Raw genomic sequence first — 19580 nt, 5'->3', positions numbered from 1 at the left:
CATTGAGCAGCCCGATGGTGTCGACATCAATGAGGTGATCGTACGCCCAACCGCAGCGGATATGTGAGTGCTTGGGCGTGCCGGTGCCGTCGCGGGCACGCCCACACAACCGGTTCGCCGACACAACCGGCACGTCGAACCGCTATGAACGTATGTCCGATACCGAGAAGCTACTTAATGGACCTGAGCGGCCGATTTTGGGTCGTATATCGGTGAGCAGAAAAAGATGGCTCTGCTCACCGGATGATCATCGTCGCCCAACGCCTTGCACTTAGAACCTGCGGCGTAGTGTGCCAAAGACCTGCCGTGGCGAACCCGCCTGGAGGGTGTTGTTCAATGAGCTCGCGTTGTTGAAGAACTGTCCTGAGCCGAGTGCAGCGATGTACTTTTCGTCCGTCAAATTCACGGCGTTGATCTGGATCTCAACGCCAGCGAACGTGCTGTCCAATGGGAAGCGATAGCCAATCGCAGCGTCGAACAGTGTGTATCCCTTTACCGTTACATCGCCGGTATAGGTGACGTTCCGACGGGACGTATAGGCACCCGCGAGATTGCCGAAGAACTGGCCATCGTCGTAGTTGATTTCGCCCTTGCCGAGATGGGCCGGGGTATCGACCGTTCGCACGCCTTTCGTGCGCACAAATGCGACGCCATTGACCGTATCGTCATCGTAGGTGCTGTCATTGTACGAATAGGATGCAATCAGTGCGAGCGGACGGGCTACCTGGTATGTCGCCGCGACCTCCACACCACGGCTGGTGACGCTGCCGACGTTCTGGAGAATGCTCGGGTTGCCGAGAATGTTGGCGCCGCTGAACGCCGCCAGTAGCCGATTCTTGAACTTGACATCATAGCCAGCAACGACGCCGCGCACCGAGCCAAGATCGAACCGCCAGCCGGCCTCCACTGTGCGCGAAGTTTCGGGCTTCAGCGTGTTGCGGATTGCCTCAAATCCCACCTGCGTGGTGCCGAAGGGGCCGCGGAACGAGCTGATGTAGGCGCGCATGTTCTCGGCATAGTTAGCAAATAGCTCTTGCTGGCCAATGCGGTAGGTCGCGCCGATCTGCGGCTGGAACCAGTCCTTGGCGGCGATCTTGCCATTGATGAATGGAGTGCCGAAGGTTGTCGTAATGCCGTTTGAGACGCGTGCACCCTTGAAGCCGCCGGCAATCGTCAGTGCGTCGAGGATCTTCCAGGTGTCGCTGACGAAATACTGGTTGGTGACAGTGGTCAGATCAGTGAGGAAGTCGCTGCGGAACGGGTTCGTCAGGAATGCGGTGACGTCTGGTCGATTGGTGAGGCTTGCGGCATAATAGTTGCGGTCAGTGCTGGCTCGATTGTCCTCGTGCCAATAGCCGATCTGGATCGTGTGACCTCCAAGCTTTGCCGTCGCACGAGCGAGGCCTCCGTCCCGCTTGATGCCATATTCGGTCGTGCGCACCGACAGCGGGAAGCCATCAGGCGAGAAGACGGCGGGCGTGTAGATGCCGCCGCTGCCCTTGTCGCAATGGTGGTAATAGGTGGCGCTTGCATCCAGCCATTCGGCAAGCGGCACGTCCAGCGTCACCGCTCCCAGCCAGTCGCGCCGCACGCCCCCGCTGTCGTAATAAGTATCGTTGACGTTGGTGTATGGCGTTGGGAAGGCGACGCCGGCTGTGGGGAAGGGCAGGGGGCGCCGCGCTGCGGAAGCAGTCTGGTTGGCGCTGATCTGCGACAGCAGGATCGCTGTGGCATAGTCCGGGCGCAGGAAGTCGAGATCATAGCCGATGCGCGACAGCGTCGCTGGCGATAAGTCGGCGTAGTTGCGCTCCTTGTGAAGCGAGTAGTTCAACCATCCCGTCAGCGTCGCGTCACCGATCTTCTGGACGATCTTGCCATTGACCTTATTGCCGGATTGGCCGCCGAAGCCCTTCCACTTGCTGGCGTCATGGATCACCCCAGAGATCGACAACAGCGTGCCGGTTGATAGTTCGCCGCTGTCCAGCCGCCCGTACAGATGCACGGTGTCGTACATGCCGTAGGTAAGCGCCACCTCGCCGCCGAGCTCTTGCGGGGGAGCCCGGGACACGAACTCCAGGTTGCCGCCAAGATTGCTGGTGGAGGCAATGCCCAGCGACCCGGCGCCCTGCGACACGTCGACCCGCGCGATGTTCTCCGCTGCAATCGCGCGGCTGATGTGGAGGCCGTTGTGGTTGTTGTAGAACATGTCGCCGAGGGGTACGCCGTCCAGCGTGTAGCCCATCTGGCTCTGATTGAACCCGCGCACCGACAGGCGGGTGCCGAGTTCGTAGGAGCCGAAGGGGTCGGAGCTCTGCAGTGCTACACCCGGAAGGCGGGCGACCGCCTTTAACGGCGAACTGCCCGGCGGCAGGATCTCGATCGCCTTGCGCGAGACCGTCTGTTCCTGACGTACCTTCCCGCTGCCGTAGACTACGATCTCCACACCGGCATCCTGCGCGTCAGCGGACGCAGATTGATCGTTCGCTGCGGTTTGAGCATGCGCGATGCCGAACATGGCGAAGAGCGCGCTCGCGGAGGCGAGCAGCATGGTTTGGCGGATCATGGAAGTCCCACTGTCTTGAAATCGTGGAGAGCCGTCGCTTGTGCGACGATCGTTGCGTGCCGCGTAGCGACGCCCTGGGTCGTTTCCGTTGCGATTTCGCTACGGTTTCGTGACTGGCTGCAGTCCTGTCACCGCTTCGTCACCGTGTACGATTAGGGCGACCCGCATGATGGCACCCGATTACCTGTGGCACCGCCGCGCGCTGCTTGCCGCCATGGCGGGATTGGCAGCCATGCCGTCGGTGGCGCTCGATGCACATGCGCGTGCCGACACGGATCCGTTTGGACTTGGCGTGGCAAGCGGGGATCCGACAACAGACGGCTTCGTCCTGTGGACACGGCTGGTCGGGCCAAGTGCCGAGCCGCTGCAAGCGGCAACGATCGACGTCCGTTACGAGGTAGCAACTGACCCGCATTTCCGCTCAATCCTCAATCGCGGGCGGGGAAGAGCATTTCCAGAGCGCGCTCACGCAGTGCATGTCGAGGTCGAAGGACTAACGGCAGGAAAACCGTACTGGTATCGTTTCCATGCACTAGGCGCGACCAGCCCTGTCGGCCGAGCGACGACCTTACCGATGGTGGCCGACCGGCTGCGATTGGCAGTGACGTCCTGTCAGCATTGGGAGCAGGCTTGGTTCAGCGCTTATCGTGACATCGTCGCCGCCGAGCCGGACCTGATCCTGCAGCTGGGCGACTATATTTACGAGCAGAGCTATCCCGATCTGCCCCACGTTCGCAGCTTCGGCACGCCGGAACCGCGTGATCTGGCGGGCTACAGACAGCGGCATGCCCTCTACAAGACCGATCCCAACCTTCAGGCGGCGCATCTGGCATGTCCATGGGTGATGACCTGGGATGATCATGAGGTTTTGAACGATTACGCGGGCCTCGCCAATCGCGAAGGGCTGCCACCCGCATTGTTCGCGCCACGCCGTACGGCAGCCTATCAGGCCTATTTCGAGCACATGCCCATCCGACCCAGCCTGTGGCGCAATCGTCGTGAACCGCGTTTATATCGGTCAGTCGATTGGGGCGACCTGGTATCACTCTCGATCCTCGACACCCGGCAGTATCGCAGTACGCCACCCTGTTCCGAGCCCAACTTCGCACGGAACGTCAGGCTCAACGGATGCGCGGAAGCGTCCAGTCCCGGGCGCACGATCATGGGTAGCGCACAGGAGCGCTGGCTGTCGGATCGCCTCGCGAGCGAGCGCCGCCCGTGGACGCTGATTGGGCAGCAGGTGTTCTTTGCGCCGCTGTGGCTGGATGGCTCACGAACGGCGACCTTCAGCGATCAGTGGGATGGCTATGCCGCCAATCGGGACCGGGTGGTGAGGGAATTGCAGCAATCTGCCGTGACGAGCCCGGTCGTGTTAAGCGGCGACGTCCATTCCTTTTGGGCCAACGATCTCAGGAGTGCTGATGGTAAGGCAGTCGGCGCCGAACTCGTGACGTCGGCCATCGGCGCGGCCCCTCCGCCAGCCGGGCGTTTCGGCGACGTCAACCGCAACAATCCTCACGTGCGCTTCCATGACGTGCGTCATGCCGGCTGGACGAGGATCGACATCAACCGCGATCTGCTCCACGCCGACTTTCGGATGATCAACGACAACCTTGATCAACATAGCGCCGTTCGCAGTGGTGCCTCGCTCATCATGCCAGCTGGCTCGCAAACATTGTCAACAGCATAGCGGCTTGATGAACAAACGTCCGATGTTAGGAGCGTGGCTCAGGCTGTGTAACGTCCGCAACTGGGTCAAACTCACTGGTGCAGCTATCGCGGATGTCCTCCTTCTGAGCGATGGCCGTTCCTTACGCATTCGCATTGGCGGGAGTAGGGTTCTCGCGACGCTCGTTTCCAGTCGGTGCCTTGATCCTAAACCACAGGGCATAAAGCGCGGGCAAGAACAGCAGCGTCAGGATCGTGCCGCCCAGGGTGCCACCGATCAGCGTCACCGCCATTGATCCCCAGAATACCGAGCTGATGAGCGGCACGAACGCTAGCACTGCGGCGAGCGCAGTCAGGATGACCGGGCGTGAACGCTGCACGGTCGCCTCCACCACGGCATCGTAGGGGCTCATGCCGTCGCGTTCGTGGTCGCGGATCTGGCCGATCAGGATTAACGTGTTGCGCATCAGGATGCCGGCCAGCGCAATCAGACCCAGAATGGCGTTAAAACCGAAGGGCTGTCCGCTGAGCAGCAGGGTCGGCACCACGCCGACTAGCCCCAGCGGCGCGGTCAGCAGCACGATCGCCATCGCCGACAGGCTACGGACCTGAAGGATGATGACGACCATCATCAACACGATCATGATCGGGAAGATTGGCACCAGCGCCTCGTTCGCCTTGCCTGCCTCCTCGATCGAGCCGGCCATGTCGATCCTGTAGCCGCTGGGCAGCTGCTTGGTGAGCGGCTGCAACTTTTCCAGCATCGCGGTCGAGACGTCGGGCGGCTGGAGGCCATCGGCGATGTCGCCGCGCACCGTGATCGTCGGCAGGCGGTCGCGGCGCAGGAGGATCGGGTCTTCCATCCGCACCTCGAGCTTGCCGAGCTGGCTGACGGGGACGCGCTGTCCCTGGGCGCCGGTTAGCGTGTAGTCGCCGATCCGCGCAGGATCGAGCCGGTCCCTGCCCGCCGAGCGTGCGACCACGTCGACGGTGCGGATGTCCTCGCGCACCTGGCTCACGGTGGTGCCGGTCAGCAGGAACTGGAGTTGCTCCGCGACGTCGCTTGAGGTCAGGCCGAGCGCCCTGAGACGATCCTGATCGAGCACGAAGTGCAGGGCGGGGGCACGGTCGCCCCAGTCGGCGTTGACCGTGCGCATCGACGGATCGGCCTGCATGATCGCCTGCGCCCTGGCGGCGATCTCGCGCACCTTCGCAAGGTCGGGTCCGCTGACGCGGAAGGCGACCGGAAACGGCGAATAGGGGCCGAAAGTCAGTTTGGTCACGCGGACCCGTGCGGTTGGGGCGAGGCCGTTGCTGGCGGCCTGGCGAATACGGAGCGAAAGCGCCTCGCGAGCTTCCTGGTCAGGAGTCAGCACGATGATCTTGGCGAACGAGGGATCGGGCAGTTCGGGCGACAGCGACAGGAAGAAGCGCGGCGCACCCTGACCGATATAGGTCGATACGATCGTCGCCTCGGGTTGCTTGCGCAGCCAGGTTTCGACCTGCTTCGCAGCTCCACCAGTTTGGGCGATGGCAGTGCCCTTGGGCATCTGCACCTCGACCAGCACCTCGGGGCGATCGGACGCGGGGAAGAACTGCTTCTTGACCAGCGCCATGCCCGCGCCGGAGACCAGGAACAGGCCAAGTACCGTGAGGGTTACCACGACCTTGCGCCGAACCGCCCAGGCGATGAAGCCGCGAACCTTCTGATAGCGCGGCGTCTGGTAGATGGCGGCGTGCCCGCCCTCGACCGGCTTGATATCCGGCAACAGCTTCACGCCCATGTACGGCGTGAAGATCACCGCGACGAACCAGGAGGCGATCAGCGCAAAGCCGACGACCCAGAAGATGTTGCCGGCATATTCGCCCGCGGTCGACTGCGCGAAGCCGACGGGCATGAGGCCGATGACGGTCACCAGCGTACCGGCGAGCATCGGCGCGGCGGTGTGGCTCCACGCATAGGCGGAAGCGCGGATACGGTCGTATCCCTCCTCCATCTTCACGACCATCATCTCAATCGCGATGATCGCGTCGTCGACGAGCAGGCCGAGGGCGAGGATCAGCGCGCCAAGCGTGATGCGGTCGAGCGCGCGTCCGGTCGCCCACATGACGACCAGCACCACGGCCAGCGTCAGCGGCACGGCCGCCGCGACGACGATGCCGACCCGCCAGCCCAGGCTGATGAGCGACACCACCATAACGATGATGAGCGCTTCCATGAAGGTATGCATGAACTGATAGACGGATTCACTGATGTTGACCGACTGGTCGGTCACCCGGGTCAGCGTCATGCCGGTGGGTAGTTCGGACCCGATCGCTTCGACCTCCGTCTTCAGTGCCTTGCCGAGGTCGAGGCCGTTCCAGCCCTCCCGCATCACGACACCGAGCATCAGCGCCGGTTCGCCCTGGTTGCGGACGATGAAGCTGGCCGGATCCTCATAGCCCCGCTCCACCTTGGCGATCTCGGACAGGCGGAAGGTCTTGTCGCCAGCGACGATCGGCACGTCGCGCACCTTTTCCAGATCGTCAAACGCTCCATCGAGACGGATCGCGACTTGCTGACCCTTGGTCTCGATCGAGCCGGCAGGCGTGATCAGGTTCTGTTTGTTTAGGGCATCAAAGATCGCCCGCGGAGCGACGCCCAGGGTGGAGAGGCGCTCCTGTGCGAACTCGACATAGATCCGCTCGGGACGTTCGCCGACGATATTGATCTTGTTGACGCCCGGCACGTGGAGCAGGCGCTGGCGGAGCTGTTCGGCCTCGCGCACCAGCAACCGCTGCGGTTCGCCCTTCGCCTTCAGCGCATAGAGCGCGAAGGTCACGTCGGAATATTCGTCGTTGACGAACGGCCCGACGACGCCGCGCGGCAGGGACGGGGCCTCGTCCATCATCTTCTTGCGAATCTGATAGAACTCGCCCTCGACCTCCTTCGGAGGAGTCGTGTCCTTGAGCGTCAGCGTGGTGAAGGCGAGGCCGGGTCGAGTGAAGGTTTCACTGCGGTCGTACCAACGCAGCTCCTGCATCCGCTTTTCCAGCGGCTCTGCGACCTGATCCTGCATCTCCTCGGCGGTGGCGCCCGGCCAGGCAGTGACAATGGTCGCCACCTTAATCGTGAAGCTCGGATCCTCGGCGCGGCCGAGCTTCAGGAACGCGAAGACCCCGACGAGAATGATGGCGATCAGGAAGAACAGCGTGACCGAACGCTCGCGGACGGCCAGCGCCGACAAGTTGAAACGGCCGGGCTCGGCATCCGAACCACCATGTCCCTTGTCATTGTTGCGGTCGCTCATCGTGTGGCTCCCGGTGCCGGCGCCGCGATCCGGACGGCCTGTCCCTGATGAAGCATATGCGCACCCATCGCGACGAAGCGCTGCCCGGGCTTCAGCCCGCCGACGATGGTCGCGGTTTCGTCCCCGACAGCTGCGACCCGAACCGCCTGCCAAGCGAGAGTCGGTTGCTTCGCGTCGCGGATCACCCAGACCCCGGGACCACGTCCAAGATCCCGCAGTGCGCCGAGTGGGACCTCCGTGCTGGCCGACCGGTCGGCGGACTCGATGGCGATGGTTACGGTTGAGCCTAGCGGCGCACGCGCGGCCTGCTCCCCCAGCACGTAGCGGGCCTCGAACGTACGCGATGCCGGGTCTGCGGAATCCGAGAGCTGACGCAAGGTCGCGGTGCCGGTCGCGCCATCGAAGATGCGCGCCCTGGCCACCGAACCGATCGTCGGGCGCAACGTCTCGGGCAATTGCACCATAGCCTCGCGGGGCCCCGAACGCGCGATCCGCACGACGATCTGACCGGCCGCTACGACCTGACCGGGTTCGGCCAAAGTCTCGACGACCGTGCCATCGGCGTCGGCAAGGAGTACGGTGTAATTGGCTTCGTTCCGTGCCACACCGGCCTGCGCCTGCGCAGACGCAAGCTGCGCGCGCGCACTATCGGCCGCGGCCCGTGCCTGGTCATAGGCCGATGCCGATACCGCGCCCGCGCTGACCAGGTCACGATATCGCCGTTCGTCCGCCACGGCCTGAATTGCGCGCGCACGGGCCGCATCAACGGTCCCGACCGCAGCGCGCGTTGCCAATGCGAGATCGGCACTATCGATCCGCATGACGGGCTGGCCGCGCCGCACCGTCTCGCCGGCATTGACCAGGCGCTGGATGACCTTGCCGCCGACACGAAAACCAAGGTCGCTCTGCACACGGGCAGCAACGATCCCGGTGAACTCGCGTGTCGCGCTGCTTGCCAGTGCGGGGGTCGAAACCCGCACCAAGGGTGGCTGGGTACGGGGATCCTCTTCTTTCTTACCGCAGCCGGAAACGGCGACAGACAGAAGCGTGAGGCCAGCCAGAGCAAGACCTGATGGACGAGTCGACACGCGCATTCCTTCGTTGGCGAAGACACGGCATGTACTCAAGTAACCAATGTGTCAACCAGTCATTAGTCGATCTAAGGGGCTAAGCTGCGTAGGATCAGGCTTGTCACCTCGTTCTGACCGTCGGGGATCAGTGCGAGGTTACGCTCCAGGTGCAGCGGATTTGTAAACGGCATCATGGCATAGGAGATGGCGCGGCACGTCTCGTCCAAGGGCGTCTTTCGCTCGAATTCGCCTGTCTCCCTCCCTTCCTTAACGACATCTTCGATCATCGACAGCAGCGTTGCGGTATAGACTTTTGCCGTTTCCCAATTTTCTGAGGCAGCAAGCGCGGCAACCTCGTAGATTTTGCGATCGTCGAAGAACAATTCTACGCTGGATGCCGTAATGGCTTTGAACATGCGTCTGAACCGATCATTCGCACTGGTGCTGCCTTCCATAGCGGCGTGAGCGCGCACCACGATGATGTCGAGGCGAGATCTGCAAATAGCCTCGCCAATCGCCTGCTTCGACTCGAAAAACCGGTATATATACGCCTTCGAGAAACCGATCGCCTTGGCCAGGTCAGAGACGGTCGTCTTCTGGAATCCGTAACGGGCAAAGCAGTCATTAGCGGCTTCGATGATCTGGTCGCGCACGCTGTGCTCGGCGGGCCCGCGCGCATTGCCCTCGGGGATAGATAGATCGGTCATCCAACCAACATAGCCGATACGCACTAATTGACAACCTATGACCAATGTGTACATCAGTCATAAACGAGGGTACACGAAATATGCGCTTTGCTCGATCATCGGCCTTTGCAGTGACTTTGACCGCTCTGTCGAGCGGTTGCGCGACGGGTCCGCGTTATGTCGCGCCGATATCCACAGCCCCACGAGCCTTCATCGGCGCTCAGGCCGTAGACGCGCGCTACACAGCTGGCGATACGGTCGACATGGCCAACTGGTGGCGGTCGTTCAACGACCCCTTGCTGGTGAGCTTCGTCGACCGCGCGCTGGCGCAGAACCTCGATTTACAGCAAGCACGCGCACGGGTGTTGCAGGCACGCGCGGCCCTGAAGAACGCCAACGCCGCGCTGCTGCCGTCGGCGACGGTGTCGGGGCAGGTAGGCGGGAACTACCAATCCCTCGAGACACCAGTGGGCCGGATCGCGAACGCATTCCCGGGTTTCGATCGGTCGACGGAAATCTATCAACTCGATCTGAACGCCAGTTGGGAGCTCGACCTGTTTGGCGGTCGCGATGCGGCGCGCGATGCCGCACGCGCCGATTGGGAGGCGTCGGCGGCAAGCGCCGTCGCGGCCCGCCTGTCCGTCGCCGCCCAGACCGCCGACACCTACATCCTGATCCGGTCGCTCCAGGCACGCCTCGCCGTTGCGAAGGAACAGGCACAGACGCAGCAACGCCTTGTCGATCTGATTGATCTCCAATATCGCAAGGGCATCGCGGCGGAACTGCAGCTGCGGCAGGCCGAAGGTGCGGCGGCACAGGTCAAGGCGTCCGTGCCTGCGCTTCAGAACGACCTCGACATGGCGATGAACGCCATCGACGTTCTCGTCGGCGCGCAACCCGGCACCAGTCGAACCGAATTCTCCGTTCCTGCCCCGATACCTGCCCCTCCCGGGATATCGACGGCGGGCGGGCCGGCAGCGCTGCTGCGTCGTCGGCCCGATATCATTGCGGCCGAGCGGACGCTCGCAGCCAGCAGCGCACGCATCGGTGTCGCCATCTCGGAATATTACCCCAAGTTCAGTCTCAGCGGCCTGCTGGGCACCGCCACCACGGCGATCGGAGGCGTGTTTTCCCGTGATGCGACGCAGGCCAGCGGCCTGCTCGGTCTGCGCTGGCGCTTATTCGATTTCGGCCGCGTCGATGCCGAGATCAAGGCGGCACGTGGCCGCAACGCCGAAGCACTCGCTGCGTATCGCCTGACCGTTCTCAGGGCATCGGAGGATGTCGAGAACGCCTTCTCCACCCTGGTGCAACAGGAAGCTCGCGCGGCAACGCTCTCAAGCGGCGAGGTCGCGCTGACTCGGGCCCGTGACACGTCCGATCGCGCTTACAAAGGCGGCGTCGTCAGCCTGATCGAAGTGCTCGATGCCGACCGACGACTGTTGGAGACGCGCGACAGCGCCATTCTGACCCGTGCTGCGGCCAGTCGCGGTGCGGTCGCGTCATTTCGTGCGCTGGGTGGCGGCTGGAGCCCGCCGCAACTCGCCAGCCGCTGATATCAAACCATTATCTGGAGGGACGAGACGTGTCCGAAACGAAAGAGGATTCACTTTCTGGCCTGGATCAAGTGCGCGCTTTGCTGGCATCCGGGCGACAGCCACCTTTCGGTGTGAAGCTCGGTATGTCGCTGATCGAGGCTGACCGTGGGCACGCCGTCTTCGAGGCGACGCCCGATGGCTCATCCTACAACCCGATGGGCTTTACTCACGGCGGTTATACGTCCTCCATACTAGACAGTGCCTGCGGTATCGCGGTGCATACCGCGCTAAAGCCGGGCCAGGCATATACGACGCTGGAACTAAAGGTGTCGTTCCTGCGGCCCCTTTCCGACCGCAGCGGTACCATCCGAGCGGTCGGCCGTCTGATTTCCATCGGTGGTCGCGCAGCCTTTTCTGAAGCGACACTTTACGATGCGGCGGGCAAATTGTGCGCGACTGCCACGTCCACATTGCTGATCTTCGAGCAACGGACTCGTTGAAGCACCTGGTGCACTTTCCGCTATCGCAGGCCGACTTCTTGAAAGCGGACGGCCGGTCCCCCCCCCCCACTGTCAGACGTTTGGTCATCCGATTAGGCGGCAGACGTTGGGAAGCATCAATGCTGCGCCGAATGACCGCAACTGGGTCTCGTCTGCGTCGTAGTTGAAGTTGTTCAAGGAGCGAATTGGCTCTGCAGGTTGGCAAGCAGCCAAGAACCTGCACGGCCAAGCGGCTGGTCGCGCAGGTGCGCCGCATAGATTGTTAGCGTTCCGTTAGCTCCGGCGGGGTCGTCCTCAATGACAAGCGGCACGAGCCTGCCTGCGGCCAAGTGCGGCGCGACCATGCCTGCTGGCATGCGGCACCATCCCATGCCCGCCAGCAGGAAGTCGAGGCGGCGGCCGAGGTCGACGAAGCGCCAGGACCGCGAGCCGATTACGCCGTAGCTCGGCCCATCCGGCGTCGAGGGGTCGGACAGCAAGAGCTGGACATGGTTGGCTAGGTCCGCGGGGGTCGCCGCTCGGCCGAGCTGCGCGAGCGGATGATCAGCGGATACCACCGGTACGAGATCGATGCCGAGCAGAGGCAGGGCGATGACGTCCTCGGGCACGCTCGGCAGCAGGATACACAGCGCCAGCGCCGCGTCGCCGCGCCGAAGTCGCCGCTCGGCACCGCCCAGCCCCTCGGTTGAGAAGCTGACGGACAGGCAAGGATACTCGGCACGTAGTGCATGCAAACTGTCGATGAAGGCTTCGGTCGGAACCAGCGGATCGATCGCGATCGCCAGCTCGGGCTCGATGCCGTCGCGCGTCGCGGCCGCCATTGCTTCGAACCGGGCAGCGCCGATGAGCACCGAGCGTGCCTGAGCGACGAGGACCCGTCCCGCCTCGGTCAGCACCGGCCGGAAAGCCGACCGGTCGAACAGCGCAATTCCCTGCACATTCTCCAATGTCGCAATCGTTTGGCTGATCGCCGACTGCGCGCGACCGAGCCGGCGTCCTGCGGCGGAGAAGCTTCCAGTCTCTGTGATCGTCACCAGAACGCGAAGCTGATCGAGCGTGAGGCTACCGATCATCCATAAGCCAGACTGATGAAGAGCATCACAACTTCATAGCTCCCGGACTGGATTGGCGGAAGCCATATGGCGGTGATGCAACCGACCTTTTTCATCAACCACGGCGGCGGTCCCTGCTTCTTCCTTGAGCCAGGTCCGATGCGCAATACCTGGCGCGAGCTGGAAGACCATCTCCGCGCCTTCATGGCGAGGCTGGACGAGCAGCCGAGCGCCATCCTGATCGTCTCTGGCCATTGGGAAGAGCGCGAACCGACAGTCAATGCGGGCGCGCGCCCCCCACTGCTTTTTGATTACGGCGGCTTTCCGGAGCACACCTACCAGCTTACCTTCCCGGCGCCTGGTGCGCCCGAGGTCGCGGCCCGCGTCAACGATCTGCTCTCGACAGCGGGTATCGCCAGCGGCAGCGAGCCGTCGCGGGGTTGGGATCACGGCGTGTTCGTGCCGCTTAAGGTCATGCTGCCGGCCGCAGACGTACCGGTCGTTCAGCTTTCGCTGCAGCGCGGCCTCGACCCCGCGGCCCATCTCGCGGTCGGGCAGGCGCTGAAACCGCTACGCGCCGAGGGCGTGCTGATCATCGGCAGCGGCCAAAGCTATCATAACATGCGCGGCTTCTTCAGCGGCGACGCGGTCGATCCCGAGGCGGAGGCCTTCGACGCCTGGCTTAGGGTGACTATGATCGACGGGAACACTCGTGACGGCGCCCTGATCCACTGGGATCAAGCTCCGGGCGCGCGCGATGCGCAGCCGCACGAGGACCATCTTCTGCCGCTGATGATCGCAGCCGGCGCCGCCTCTGGTGAGCCGGGTGCCGTCGACTTCCACGGCCACGCACTCGGCAAGCCGATCTCGGGCTTCCGCTTCGGCTAACTGTTTGTAGGAGTAAAACGCATGACCAAGCTACTCGTCGTCGAAACCAGCCCGCGCGGCGACCATTCCATCTCGCGCGGTCTCACCCGCCGCTTCGTTGCCGAATGGCGGGCGGCGCATCCGGACGGCGAGATCGTCGATCGCGACCTGATGGAGACGGACCTCCAGTTCATCGGCGCGCCGTGGCTGCAGGCGTATTTCACCCCGCCTGAGCAGCACTCGCCCGAGATGAAGGCGGAACTGCGCCTGTCGGATGAACTAGTCGCCGAACTGCTCGCCTGCGACCACCTCGTGATCGCGACGCCGGTCTACAACTACAACGTGCCCGCCGCGCTTAAGGCCTGGATCGACAGCATCGTGCGCAAGGGGCAGACGCTCGGCTTCGACGGCAGCGGCCTCGTTCAGGGCAAGAAGGCGACGGTGCTGATGGCCTCGGGCGGCGTCTACACCGAGGGCTCGCCGATCCGCGACCGCGACATCGCGACCCAGTATCTGCGCCTGATCCTCAAGGTGATCGGCATCACGGACGTGACCGTCATCGCAGCCGGCAATGCCAAGTCGGTCGACATGGGCGAGATCAGTCGCGATGCGTTCCTCGACAGGTTCGACGAAGAGATCAAAGCGGAAGCCGAGTGACGACACGCCCGGGCCTGAGCCTTTGAAACCTCGGACGACGTGGCGGCTGCCTGTCACGCTCCAACGGCCATCGGGTATCGCCGCGAAACGTCACTTTAGAAGATCTGCAGTCGGCCAGCCGCCTTGGTAGGTTGCATAGGCGGCGACGCAAAGATGAACGGATGGCTGCTATTGGGAGCTGCTCGGGCGATGCTTAACGACCGGAACCGGGTCGATTGGATGTCCTTAGCTATCAAACCCAGTGTCGTCGAAAGCACGAATTGCAAGGCCGATGGACGTCTAATTTCGGTGATTGGCAGTTGCGTCAGTCGCGATCCACTGGACGGCCGATGCCAGCAGCCACGATCGCATCACGAACCCGCCGAAAGAAGCTCGCCGGTAGGTAGCCATAACTGACAGCGGGCTCGCGTCCCGGGATCGGTCGGATGTCATAGCCGGGCCAGGCAAACCGGTTCCACTCAGTGATGATGATCCACGACCGATCGCCTGACAGGCCGAGATCACGCCGAACGGCGGCCGGCACTTCGATCGCCAACTGATCGCGAGTAGGAGCCTTGGTGGTCAGCGGCACGACGTGAACCTGATCAATCCCATCCTTCGGTCGGGTCACCAGCACGACGGCGACAGGCCGGTCCTTTATACCTTCATCGCGACCTTTAACGTACTCGTATTCCCACAAGTAGCTGTAGTTCAGGACTTCACCCGGTTGCGGCAGCGTTGAGCCTTTTTTCGGCGTCTTGGGCGCCGCGGCCGGGTTCGACGTCGCGGATGGCTTCGAGGGTTTCGTCATCAAGATCCTCCACGCGACCTGCAACGCGCTCACGACGGCGCAGGCGTTCGTATTCATCGACGGGGACCATGACGAAGCGCACGCGGCCGTTCCGACTAACGCCGACCGGGCGGATCATTGCCTCGTCGGAGTATCGGCCGAACTGCTTTTGCAATTCGCCTGAAGGTACGATTTCCATGCTCGTCGCCATGAGCGGGTGTTCCTGTGGTGGATGCGTTGCAGGCTGCTACCTGCGCAGCGGGATCTCGATCACATGCAGGCGGCTGCCTGTACGCGGGGGGCTCGGTCGCGCTTGCGGCTCAGCCTGCACGCGCGGATCGTAGTGGAAGCACCACCGGCTTAAAGCCGATATCAATGAAATAGGGAAAACCCGGGTAACGGTCAAGACCCGTGAGTCCCGAAAAACTAGCAAAAGCAGAGGAACCGGAATGAGGTCAGAAAGGTGGAGAGTCCGGGAAACCATTCTAGCGATAACCGTCATTCCTGCTAAATAGCTAACGGCGCAAAATTGGGGGTTGGGTCACCGGTCAGCGGCGGCAGAACGGGTCATGATCATCGCCTTGGTGATAGGATAAACTTACGTGTCACAGGACGACGATAAGGGTACAGGCGGCGCACTTGGTCTCGTTGTCGCTGATCATACCAGGACGATCGCCGCGTACCTGCCGGACCTCGCGCCGGATGATCGCGACCGCGTTGACGATTATGTGGCGCGAGCATCGGCTGCGGCGACGCTGCGTGCCTATCAATCCGATTGGCGTCTATTCTGTGCATGGTGTGAGGAGAGTGGGTATCGATCATTGCCAGCGACGCCGGCGATCGTCGCCGCGTTCCTGACGCTGCTTGCGGAACGCGGCTTCGTTCCCCAGACGCCGCAGCCATCGCGCGGGGGGCGGGCAGCGGTCGCAAAGCCGCTCGGGCGCTCGACGATCAGCCGGCGTCTTGCCGCGATCGTGTTCGCGCACCGCGCGGCGGGAATCGATCCGCCAACCCATCAACCCGACGCCGCCCGGCTTGACAAGGCGATGCGGGCGATCCGGCGTGACAAGCGCGATGATCCCTCCGCGCGGAAGCGGCCTGCCGATGGTGACGTGCTGCGTGACATGTTGCGCACGATCACCGGTGACGATCTGCGCGCATACCGTGACCGTGCGCTGCTGGCGATCGGAATGGCCGGCGCTTTTCGTCGTTCTGAACTCGTTGCGATCACCGTGGCCCGCGTGTCGGAGGATGCGCGCGGATTACTGGTGCGGGTGCCGACATCGAAGACCGACCAGGAAGGCCGAGGCCACAGCGTCGCCATTCCCGATGGTCGCCGTCTCGAACCCGTCCGGCATTATCGCGCCTGGGTTGATCAGGCGAGAATCGCGCACGGGCCGGTGTTCCGCAAGCTTACTCCCCAAGGGCGGCTGACCGAACAGGCGATGAGCGCGCAAGGCGTGGCACTGATCGTAAAAGCCGCCGCGCATGCAGCGGGCTATCCCCCGGCATCGTTCTCCGGCCACTCGCTGCGCGCCGGGTTCCTGACCGAGGCTGGTCGCCAGAACGCCAACCTGTTCAAAATGCGCGAGCATAGCCGTCACGCTTCGATCGACATGGTTGCCGAATACGTGCGGGACCATGAACGCTTCCGCGAGCATGCCGGTGAGGGGTTCCTGTAGGCATTATATATATAGGCGCCAAACAACGGTGACCGCCCGGCTAAATGTGATCGCCATGATTGGCCAAGCTACGATGGATGGCGACGTAGGCATTTAAGCCGATCAAGCGCTCGCCGGCTATAATGGGTATACCTGATTGAGCCGAGGCATGATGACGAACCAGCAAAACAGCAATGTGGTAAGGGCAGCGCGGGTGTACCTGCGGGTCAGCACCGACGAGCAGGATCTTGCGCGGCAGGAGTCGATCGTAGCCGGGGCGCGGGCGGCGGGCTTCTATGTAGCAGCCGTGTACCGCGAGAAGGCGTCGGGCGCACGGTCCGACCGGCCCGAACTGCTACGCATGGTGGAGGACCTTCAACCCGGTGAGGTCGTCATCGCCGAGAAGATCGACCGGATCAGCCGCTTGCCGCTACCTGAGGCCGAACTGCTGGTGGCAACGATCCGAGGGAAGGGCGCACGCCTGGCGGTGCCAGGGATCGTCGACCTGTCGGATCTGGTCGCGGACAGCGCTGGTGTCGCGCGCATCGTGTTGGAAGCGGTGCAGGACATGCTGCTCCGCGTCGCATTGCAGACAGCACGCGACGACTATGAAACCCGCCGCGAGCGACAGCGTGAGGGGATCGAGATCGCCAAGCGGGCAGGGCGCTATACCGGTCGCAAGCCTGACCTTGCGCACCATCGCCGTATCATCGGCCTGCGTGAGGCCGGCATGAGCATCGCGAGGACAGCTGACTTGGCGGGATGCAGCATCGCTCAGGTCAAACGGGTAACGGCGCTGCACCGCGCCAAGCTCGTCGGTCGGACGGACCACGAAACATCGGATCAGGCGGAAGCTGTAGCGACCGATGTACCATCCTGAGACAGCGCCCTGAAAAACCTGGCATGGTGCATGGAAAATAGCGCCCGTTCGACAGGGGAAGCGGCCGTTGTCCTATAAAGGCTGTGAACCGAACAGCTTGCCGCTCCGGTTCGGCGCTCTGACTTCCCCTGGATGTTCAGAGTGCCTCATCTCTCTACGTCGGCGATGGAGGCTGCAAGGGATCGCTAAACCTTGTTGACGGTATCGAGGGCCTTCAGCAGGTCTTCTGCAAAGGTGTCCGTTTTTGTAGGCATTGCCGTGCGCAGAGCCTGACCAAGAAGCAAAGCGGCGTTGCCGTGCCGATCGGCAGCATTTTTGGTGACCCGTCGGCGAACGCCAAGCGTATTGAGCCGCCCCTTGACCATGCTGTGCGTGGCGCCAAACGCTTTGCAGATGTCGTCGACACTGTCGCCGTCAACGTAGCGCCTGGCCAGTTCGATGTCTTTTTCACGCGTCCAGAATAGTCGGGTCATTGATACTCAAGGGCAGGTTCTGTCGCTGCACGCTGCCGCACTCAAATTATAAAATCGGGTTTATGGCGACGCCCGCTCTGGTGTCGATAGACAAGGATTAAACGCCTTAATGCATGAGTGGTACTTTGTAGCTGTCGCGCCTTGAACAAGGGCGGGTGGAGTAGACCCGCCCTTTCTTCATTCACTCCGCCGCGTCGCCTGCCTTCGCCTTGGGCTTGCGGCCGAGACCGATCGTCTTGGCCATGGCGCTACGGCTCTCGCTATAGGCGGGTGCGACCATCGGGTAGTCGGCCTTGAGGCCGAAGCGCTCACGGTACTCCTGCGGGGTCAGACCTTGTGCTGCGATGTGGCGGCGCAGCGTCTTGTACGGCTTGCCGTCGATCATCGAGATGATGTGATCACGCGAGGCCAGCGACTTGCGGACGCTGACGGCGGGGATCACGTCCTCATTGCTCGCTTCCGGCGTGCTGGCGTCCGGCGAGGAGAGGTTCGCCAGGGCATTGTGCATCGACTGCAGGAAGGCCGGCACGTCCTCGGAGCTGGTGCGGGTGCTGGGATTGCTCAGCCAGGCGATGGTCAGCTCGGTCGCCAGCTCAACAATATTGGTCTGCTCAGTCATACATCATACTCACGTCGACACGTCCGCACAGCGCGCACTAGAGGCTGATATTGCGCTTTGTCATCTCCGCCAAGACAATTTGAGCAATCGGTGACGCCGGTTGGTCGCGAAATATATCGGCAATATCAAGCAGATCCTCGTCCCCCAGGCTCAGGAGCGAGGATTCAATCTCGGCAAGACGCACCGCTGCTTGGTCACGAGCCTGGTCGAGCCGCTTCATTTTCGATTTCAGCATGACGATGCCTCTAGCATGAGGCATGCGGCAAGGGCAGGGGGTGCCAATGCCCATATCGGCATATATTGAAGTGTCGACCGTGCCTCAGGCAGCAGGAGCAACCGTTCTCGTGTCCATCGTAGCGGACCGTATCGCGCAAGCGGCAAGGTCGGCTGACGGCAGGTTCCGATGATCGATCCACCACTTGGCCTCAGCAACGGCAGCGCAGGAACGGCAGGCATCCGGGGTGCCATTGTCATGATCAGCAAGCAGACTGGTGAGGCGAGTGGCCCGGATGCTCTCGGCCCAGGCGACCTGACGCGGACTGCCACTGAGGCTTGCCAGCGCCAGGTGGGCAAGCGCTGCAGCCTGTTCCGCGCCACAAGCCGTGCTGCTCGCCTGTCTGGCTGCCCGTCGACAACTATCGCAGGGTGCACTCTCCAGCCGAGCGACCTTGCGCAACTGTTGCTGCGTGAAGCCTAACACATGGTGGATCTGCAGGTGGCCGCAGGCATGGGTGATGGTGTGATCCATGGCGGAATCATGCCGGTTAACAGATGTGTCGCAAGGCGGATGAGTCAGGCTGAATCGGATGTGCGACAAGGCGTTCGACTTATGCGGGAAAGATCGCACTGAAAGTGGCTAAGCCTCTTGGCGCCGTGCAGGGTCGGGTGAGCAGAGGTTGCCTCATCTTAGCTCTTTTACGGTGCCAAGCATCTGGGCCTCGAGGATCAGCGGTCTCGTTCAGCCCGTTTGCGATCGGCGTTGCGGGGGCCCTTGTGGATCAGCCCAAAAAATATAAGCGTTGTTACGTCTGAGAGCCTCCAGCGATCGTGCAATGCGCACGTGTCGCCAACCGACGTAAGTGAGCAGCCCCCATCGGGTGGTCCGGGTTATTAGTTAGTGCATTGTCGTCTCCGCCGCCATTGCCGGTCGTAGGTGGAGCGAAGCGGAACCGGAGGCCGGCAATGGCGGTGTCGCCGCTTGTGGTGCGGGCGGCCGGTAGCCCAGGCTGCTGTGCGGCCGGACGGTGTTGTAGTGACGGCGCCACGCCTCGATCAGTACCCTTGCTT

At 62.7% G+C, this 19580-nt stretch carries 19 protein-coding genes; 7 read left to right on the top strand and 12 right to left on the bottom strand.

Annotated elements, in window-relative coordinates; translation table 11 throughout:
• Positions 1–271: 271 nt before the first annotated feature.
• Positions 272–2563 carry a TonB-dependent receptor gene (locus BRX43_RS18205; RefSeq protein ID WP_125996501.1) on the bottom strand — a complete coding sequence of 764 codons (2292 nt, stop codon included), beginning with the start codon at positions 2561–2563 and terminating at the stop codon, positions 272–274.
• Between the two features lie 166 nt (positions 2564–2729).
• Between BRX43_RS18205 and BRX43_RS18200 the strand changes: the two genes are divergently transcribed.
• A complete protein-coding gene (locus BRX43_RS18200; RefSeq protein WP_125996500.1) occupies positions 2730–4253 on the top strand; it encodes an alkaline phosphatase D family protein in 1524 nt (507 codons plus the stop codon).
• Positions 4254–4374: 121 nt separating this feature from the next.
• Here the strand turns inward: BRX43_RS18200 and BRX43_RS18195 are convergent, their stop codons facing one another.
• The 3 genes from BRX43_RS18195 to BRX43_RS18185 form a co-directional block, all read right to left on the bottom strand.
• Entirely contained in the window at positions 4375–7521 is a 3147-nt protein-coding gene (locus tag BRX43_RS18195; protein ID WP_125996499.1) for an efflux RND transporter permease subunit, read from the bottom strand.
• Positions 7518–8615, bottom strand: coding sequence for an efflux RND transporter periplasmic adaptor subunit (locus tag BRX43_RS18190; protein ID WP_125996498.1), 1098 nt, complete (start codon positions 8613–8615; stop codon positions 7518–7520). The genes BRX43_RS18195 and BRX43_RS18190 overlap by 4 nt, the downstream gene beginning before the upstream one ends.
• A 65-nt stretch (positions 8616–8680) precedes the next feature.
• Positions 8681–9298, bottom strand: a complete 618-nt coding sequence (locus BRX43_RS18185) for a TetR/AcrR family transcriptional regulator (protein ID WP_125996497.1) — start codon at positions 9296–9298, stop codon at positions 8681–8683.
• A 44-nt stretch (positions 9299–9342) separates the two neighbouring features.
• Between BRX43_RS18185 and BRX43_RS18180 the strand changes: the two genes are divergently transcribed.
• Entirely contained in the window at positions 9343–10833 is a 1491-nt protein-coding gene (locus BRX43_RS18180; protein ID WP_346962873.1) for a TolC family protein, read from the top strand.
• Between the two features lie 29 nt (positions 10834–10862).
• Positions 10863–11315 carry a PaaI family thioesterase gene (locus BRX43_RS18175; protein ID WP_241215062.1) on the top strand — a complete coding sequence of 151 codons (453 nt, stop codon included), beginning with the start codon at positions 10863–10865 and terminating at the stop codon, positions 11313–11315.
• A 173-nt stretch (positions 11316–11488) separates the two neighbouring features.
• Here BRX43_RS18175 and BRX43_RS18170 read toward each other — a convergent pair whose 3' ends face one another.
• Entirely contained in the window at positions 11489–12388 is a 900-nt protein-coding gene (locus BRX43_RS18170) for a LysR family transcriptional regulator (RefSeq protein ID WP_125996495.1), read from the bottom strand.
• A 66-nt stretch (positions 12389–12454) separates the two neighbouring features.
• Between BRX43_RS18170 and BRX43_RS18165 the strand changes: the two genes are divergently transcribed.
• Together BRX43_RS18165 and BRX43_RS18160 are read left to right on the top strand one after the other, a co-directional pair.
• Entirely contained in the window at positions 12455–13255 is an 801-nt protein-coding gene (locus tag BRX43_RS18165; RefSeq protein ID WP_346962872.1) for a class III extradiol ring-cleavage dioxygenase, read from the top strand.
• Positions 13256–13276: 21 nt separating this feature from the next.
• The gene (locus BRX43_RS18160; RefSeq protein ID WP_125996494.1) at positions 13277–13891 is read left to right on the top strand and encodes an NAD(P)H-dependent oxidoreductase; all 615 of its coding nucleotides are present in this window, start codon (positions 13277–13279) and stop codon (positions 13889–13891) included.
• 304 nt (positions 13892–14195) lie between these two features.
• On the opposite strand, the gene BRX43_RS18155 is transcribed toward BRX43_RS18160, so the two are convergent.
• Positions 14196–14681, bottom strand: a complete 486-nt coding sequence (locus tag BRX43_RS18155) for a hypothetical protein (protein ID WP_241215061.1) — start codon at positions 14679–14681, stop codon at positions 14196–14198.
• Positions 14590–14871: a type II toxin-antitoxin system Phd/YefM family antitoxin gene (locus BRX43_RS18150; protein ID WP_125996493.1), complete on the bottom strand. Its 282-nt coding sequence runs from the start codon at positions 14869–14871 to the stop codon at positions 14590–14592. The genes BRX43_RS18155 and BRX43_RS18150 overlap by 92 nt, the downstream gene beginning before the upstream one ends.
• Positions 14872–15262: 391 nt before the next feature.
• Here BRX43_RS18150 and BRX43_RS18145 point away from each other — a divergent pair, with 391 nt between their 5' ends.
• Together BRX43_RS18145 and BRX43_RS18140 are read left to right on the top strand one after the other, a co-directional pair.
• Positions 15263–16342 carry a tyrosine-type recombinase/integrase gene (locus BRX43_RS18145; RefSeq protein WP_125996492.1) on the top strand — a complete coding sequence of 360 codons (1080 nt, stop codon included), beginning with the start codon at positions 15263–15265 and terminating at the stop codon, positions 16340–16342.
• 151 nt (positions 16343–16493) lie between these two features.
• Positions 16494–17201 (top strand): recombinase family protein, encoded by a 708-nt coding sequence (locus BRX43_RS18140; RefSeq protein ID WP_164523669.1) that lies wholly within the window; start codon positions 16494–16496, stop codon positions 17199–17201.
• A gap of 185 nt (positions 17202–17386) precedes the next feature.
• Here BRX43_RS18140 and BRX43_RS18135 read toward each other — a convergent pair whose 3' ends face one another.
• From BRX43_RS18135 to BRX43_RS18115, 5 genes are all read right to left on the bottom strand, one after another.
• Positions 17387–17674, bottom strand: a complete 288-nt coding sequence (locus BRX43_RS18135; protein WP_125996491.1) for a hypothetical protein — start codon at positions 17672–17674, stop codon at positions 17387–17389.
• Positions 17675–17855: 181 nt separating this feature from the next.
• Positions 17856–18293, bottom strand: a complete 438-nt coding sequence (locus BRX43_RS18130) for a MucR family transcriptional regulator (RefSeq protein ID WP_125996490.1) — start codon at positions 18291–18293, stop codon at positions 17856–17858.
• A gap of 37 nt (positions 18294–18330) precedes the next feature.
• Positions 18331–18528: a hypothetical protein gene (locus BRX43_RS18125; RefSeq protein ID WP_125996489.1), complete on the bottom strand. Its 198-nt coding sequence runs from the start codon at positions 18526–18528 to the stop codon at positions 18331–18333.
• A gap of 84 nt (positions 18529–18612) precedes the next feature.
• On the bottom strand, positions 18613–19041 hold the full coding sequence (locus tag BRX43_RS18120) for a hypothetical protein (protein WP_125996488.1): 429 nt from the start codon (positions 19039–19041) through the stop codon (positions 18613–18615).
• A 366-nt stretch (positions 19042–19407) separates the two neighbouring features.
• A partial coding sequence (locus BRX43_RS18115) for an integrase core domain-containing protein (RefSeq protein ID WP_206433231.1) occupies positions 19408–19580 on the bottom strand: 173 nt, incomplete at its 5' end.

Origin of the sequence: Sphingomonas sp. S-NIH.Pt15_0812 (assembly GCF_003951315.1) — a bacterium.
GTDB lineage: Bacteria > Pseudomonadota > Alphaproteobacteria > Sphingomonadales > Sphingomonadaceae > Sphingomonas.
The sequence above is the reverse complement of the archived record's forward strand: the minus strand, read 5'-3'. Positions and strand labels throughout refer to the sequence as shown.

Excerpts from the sequence above, each read along its gene's own strand:
- BRX43_RS18205 (WP_125996501.1), bottom strand. The coding sequence starts at position 2,563 with ATGATCCGCCAAACCATGCTGCTCGCCTCCGCGAGCGCGCTCTTCGCC.
- BRX43_RS18165 (WP_346962872.1), top strand. The coding sequence starts at position 12,455 with ATGGCGGTGATGCAACCGACCTTTTTCATCAACCACGGCGGCGGTCCC.
- BRX43_RS18135 (WP_125996491.1), bottom strand. The coding sequence starts at position 17,674 with ATGACCCGACTATTCTGGACGCGTGAAAAAGACATCGAACTGGCCAGG.
- BRX43_RS18190 (WP_125996498.1), bottom strand. The coding sequence starts at position 8,615 with ATGCGCGTGTCGACTCGTCCATCAGGTCTTGCTCTGGCTGGCCTCACG.
- BRX43_RS18155 (WP_241215061.1), bottom strand. The coding sequence starts at position 14,681 with ATGACGAAACCCTCGAAGCCATCCGCGACGTCGAACCCGGCCGCGGCG.
- BRX43_RS18150 (WP_125996493.1), bottom strand. The coding sequence starts at position 14,871 with ATGGCGACGAGCATGGAAATCGTACCTTCAGGCGAATTGCAAAAGCAG.
- BRX43_RS18120 (WP_125996488.1), bottom strand. The coding sequence starts at position 19,041 with ATGGATCACACCATCACCCATGCCTGCGGCCACCTGCAGATCCACCAT.
- BRX43_RS18180 (WP_346962873.1), top strand. The coding sequence starts at position 9,343 with ATGTGTACATCAGTCATAAACGAGGGTACACGAAATATGCGCTTTGCT.
- BRX43_RS18125 (WP_125996489.1), bottom strand. The coding sequence starts at position 18,528 with ATGCTGAAATCGAAAATGAAGCGGCTCGACCAGGCTCGTGACCAAGCA.
- BRX43_RS18200 (WP_125996500.1), top strand. The coding sequence starts at position 2,730 with ATGATGGCACCCGATTACCTGTGGCACCGCCGCGCGCTGCTTGCCGCC.
- BRX43_RS18130 (WP_125996490.1), bottom strand. The coding sequence starts at position 18,293 with ATGACTGAGCAGACCAATATTGTTGAGCTGGCGACCGAGCTGACCATC.
- BRX43_RS18195 (WP_125996499.1), bottom strand. The coding sequence starts at position 7,521 with ATGAGCGACCGCAACAATGACAAGGGACATGGTGGTTCGGATGCCGAG.
- BRX43_RS18160 (WP_125996494.1), top strand. The coding sequence starts at position 13,277 with ATGACCAAGCTACTCGTCGTCGAAACCAGCCCGCGCGGCGACCATTCC.
- BRX43_RS18140 (WP_164523669.1), top strand. The coding sequence starts at position 16,494 with ATGACGAACCAGCAAAACAGCAATGTGGTAAGGGCAGCGCGGGTGTAC.
- BRX43_RS18185 (WP_125996497.1), bottom strand. The coding sequence starts at position 9,298 with ATGACCGATCTATCTATCCCCGAGGGCAATGCGCGCGGGCCCGCCGAG.
- BRX43_RS18170 (WP_125996495.1), bottom strand. The coding sequence starts at position 12,388 with ATGATCGGTAGCCTCACGCTCGATCAGCTTCGCGTTCTGGTGACGATC.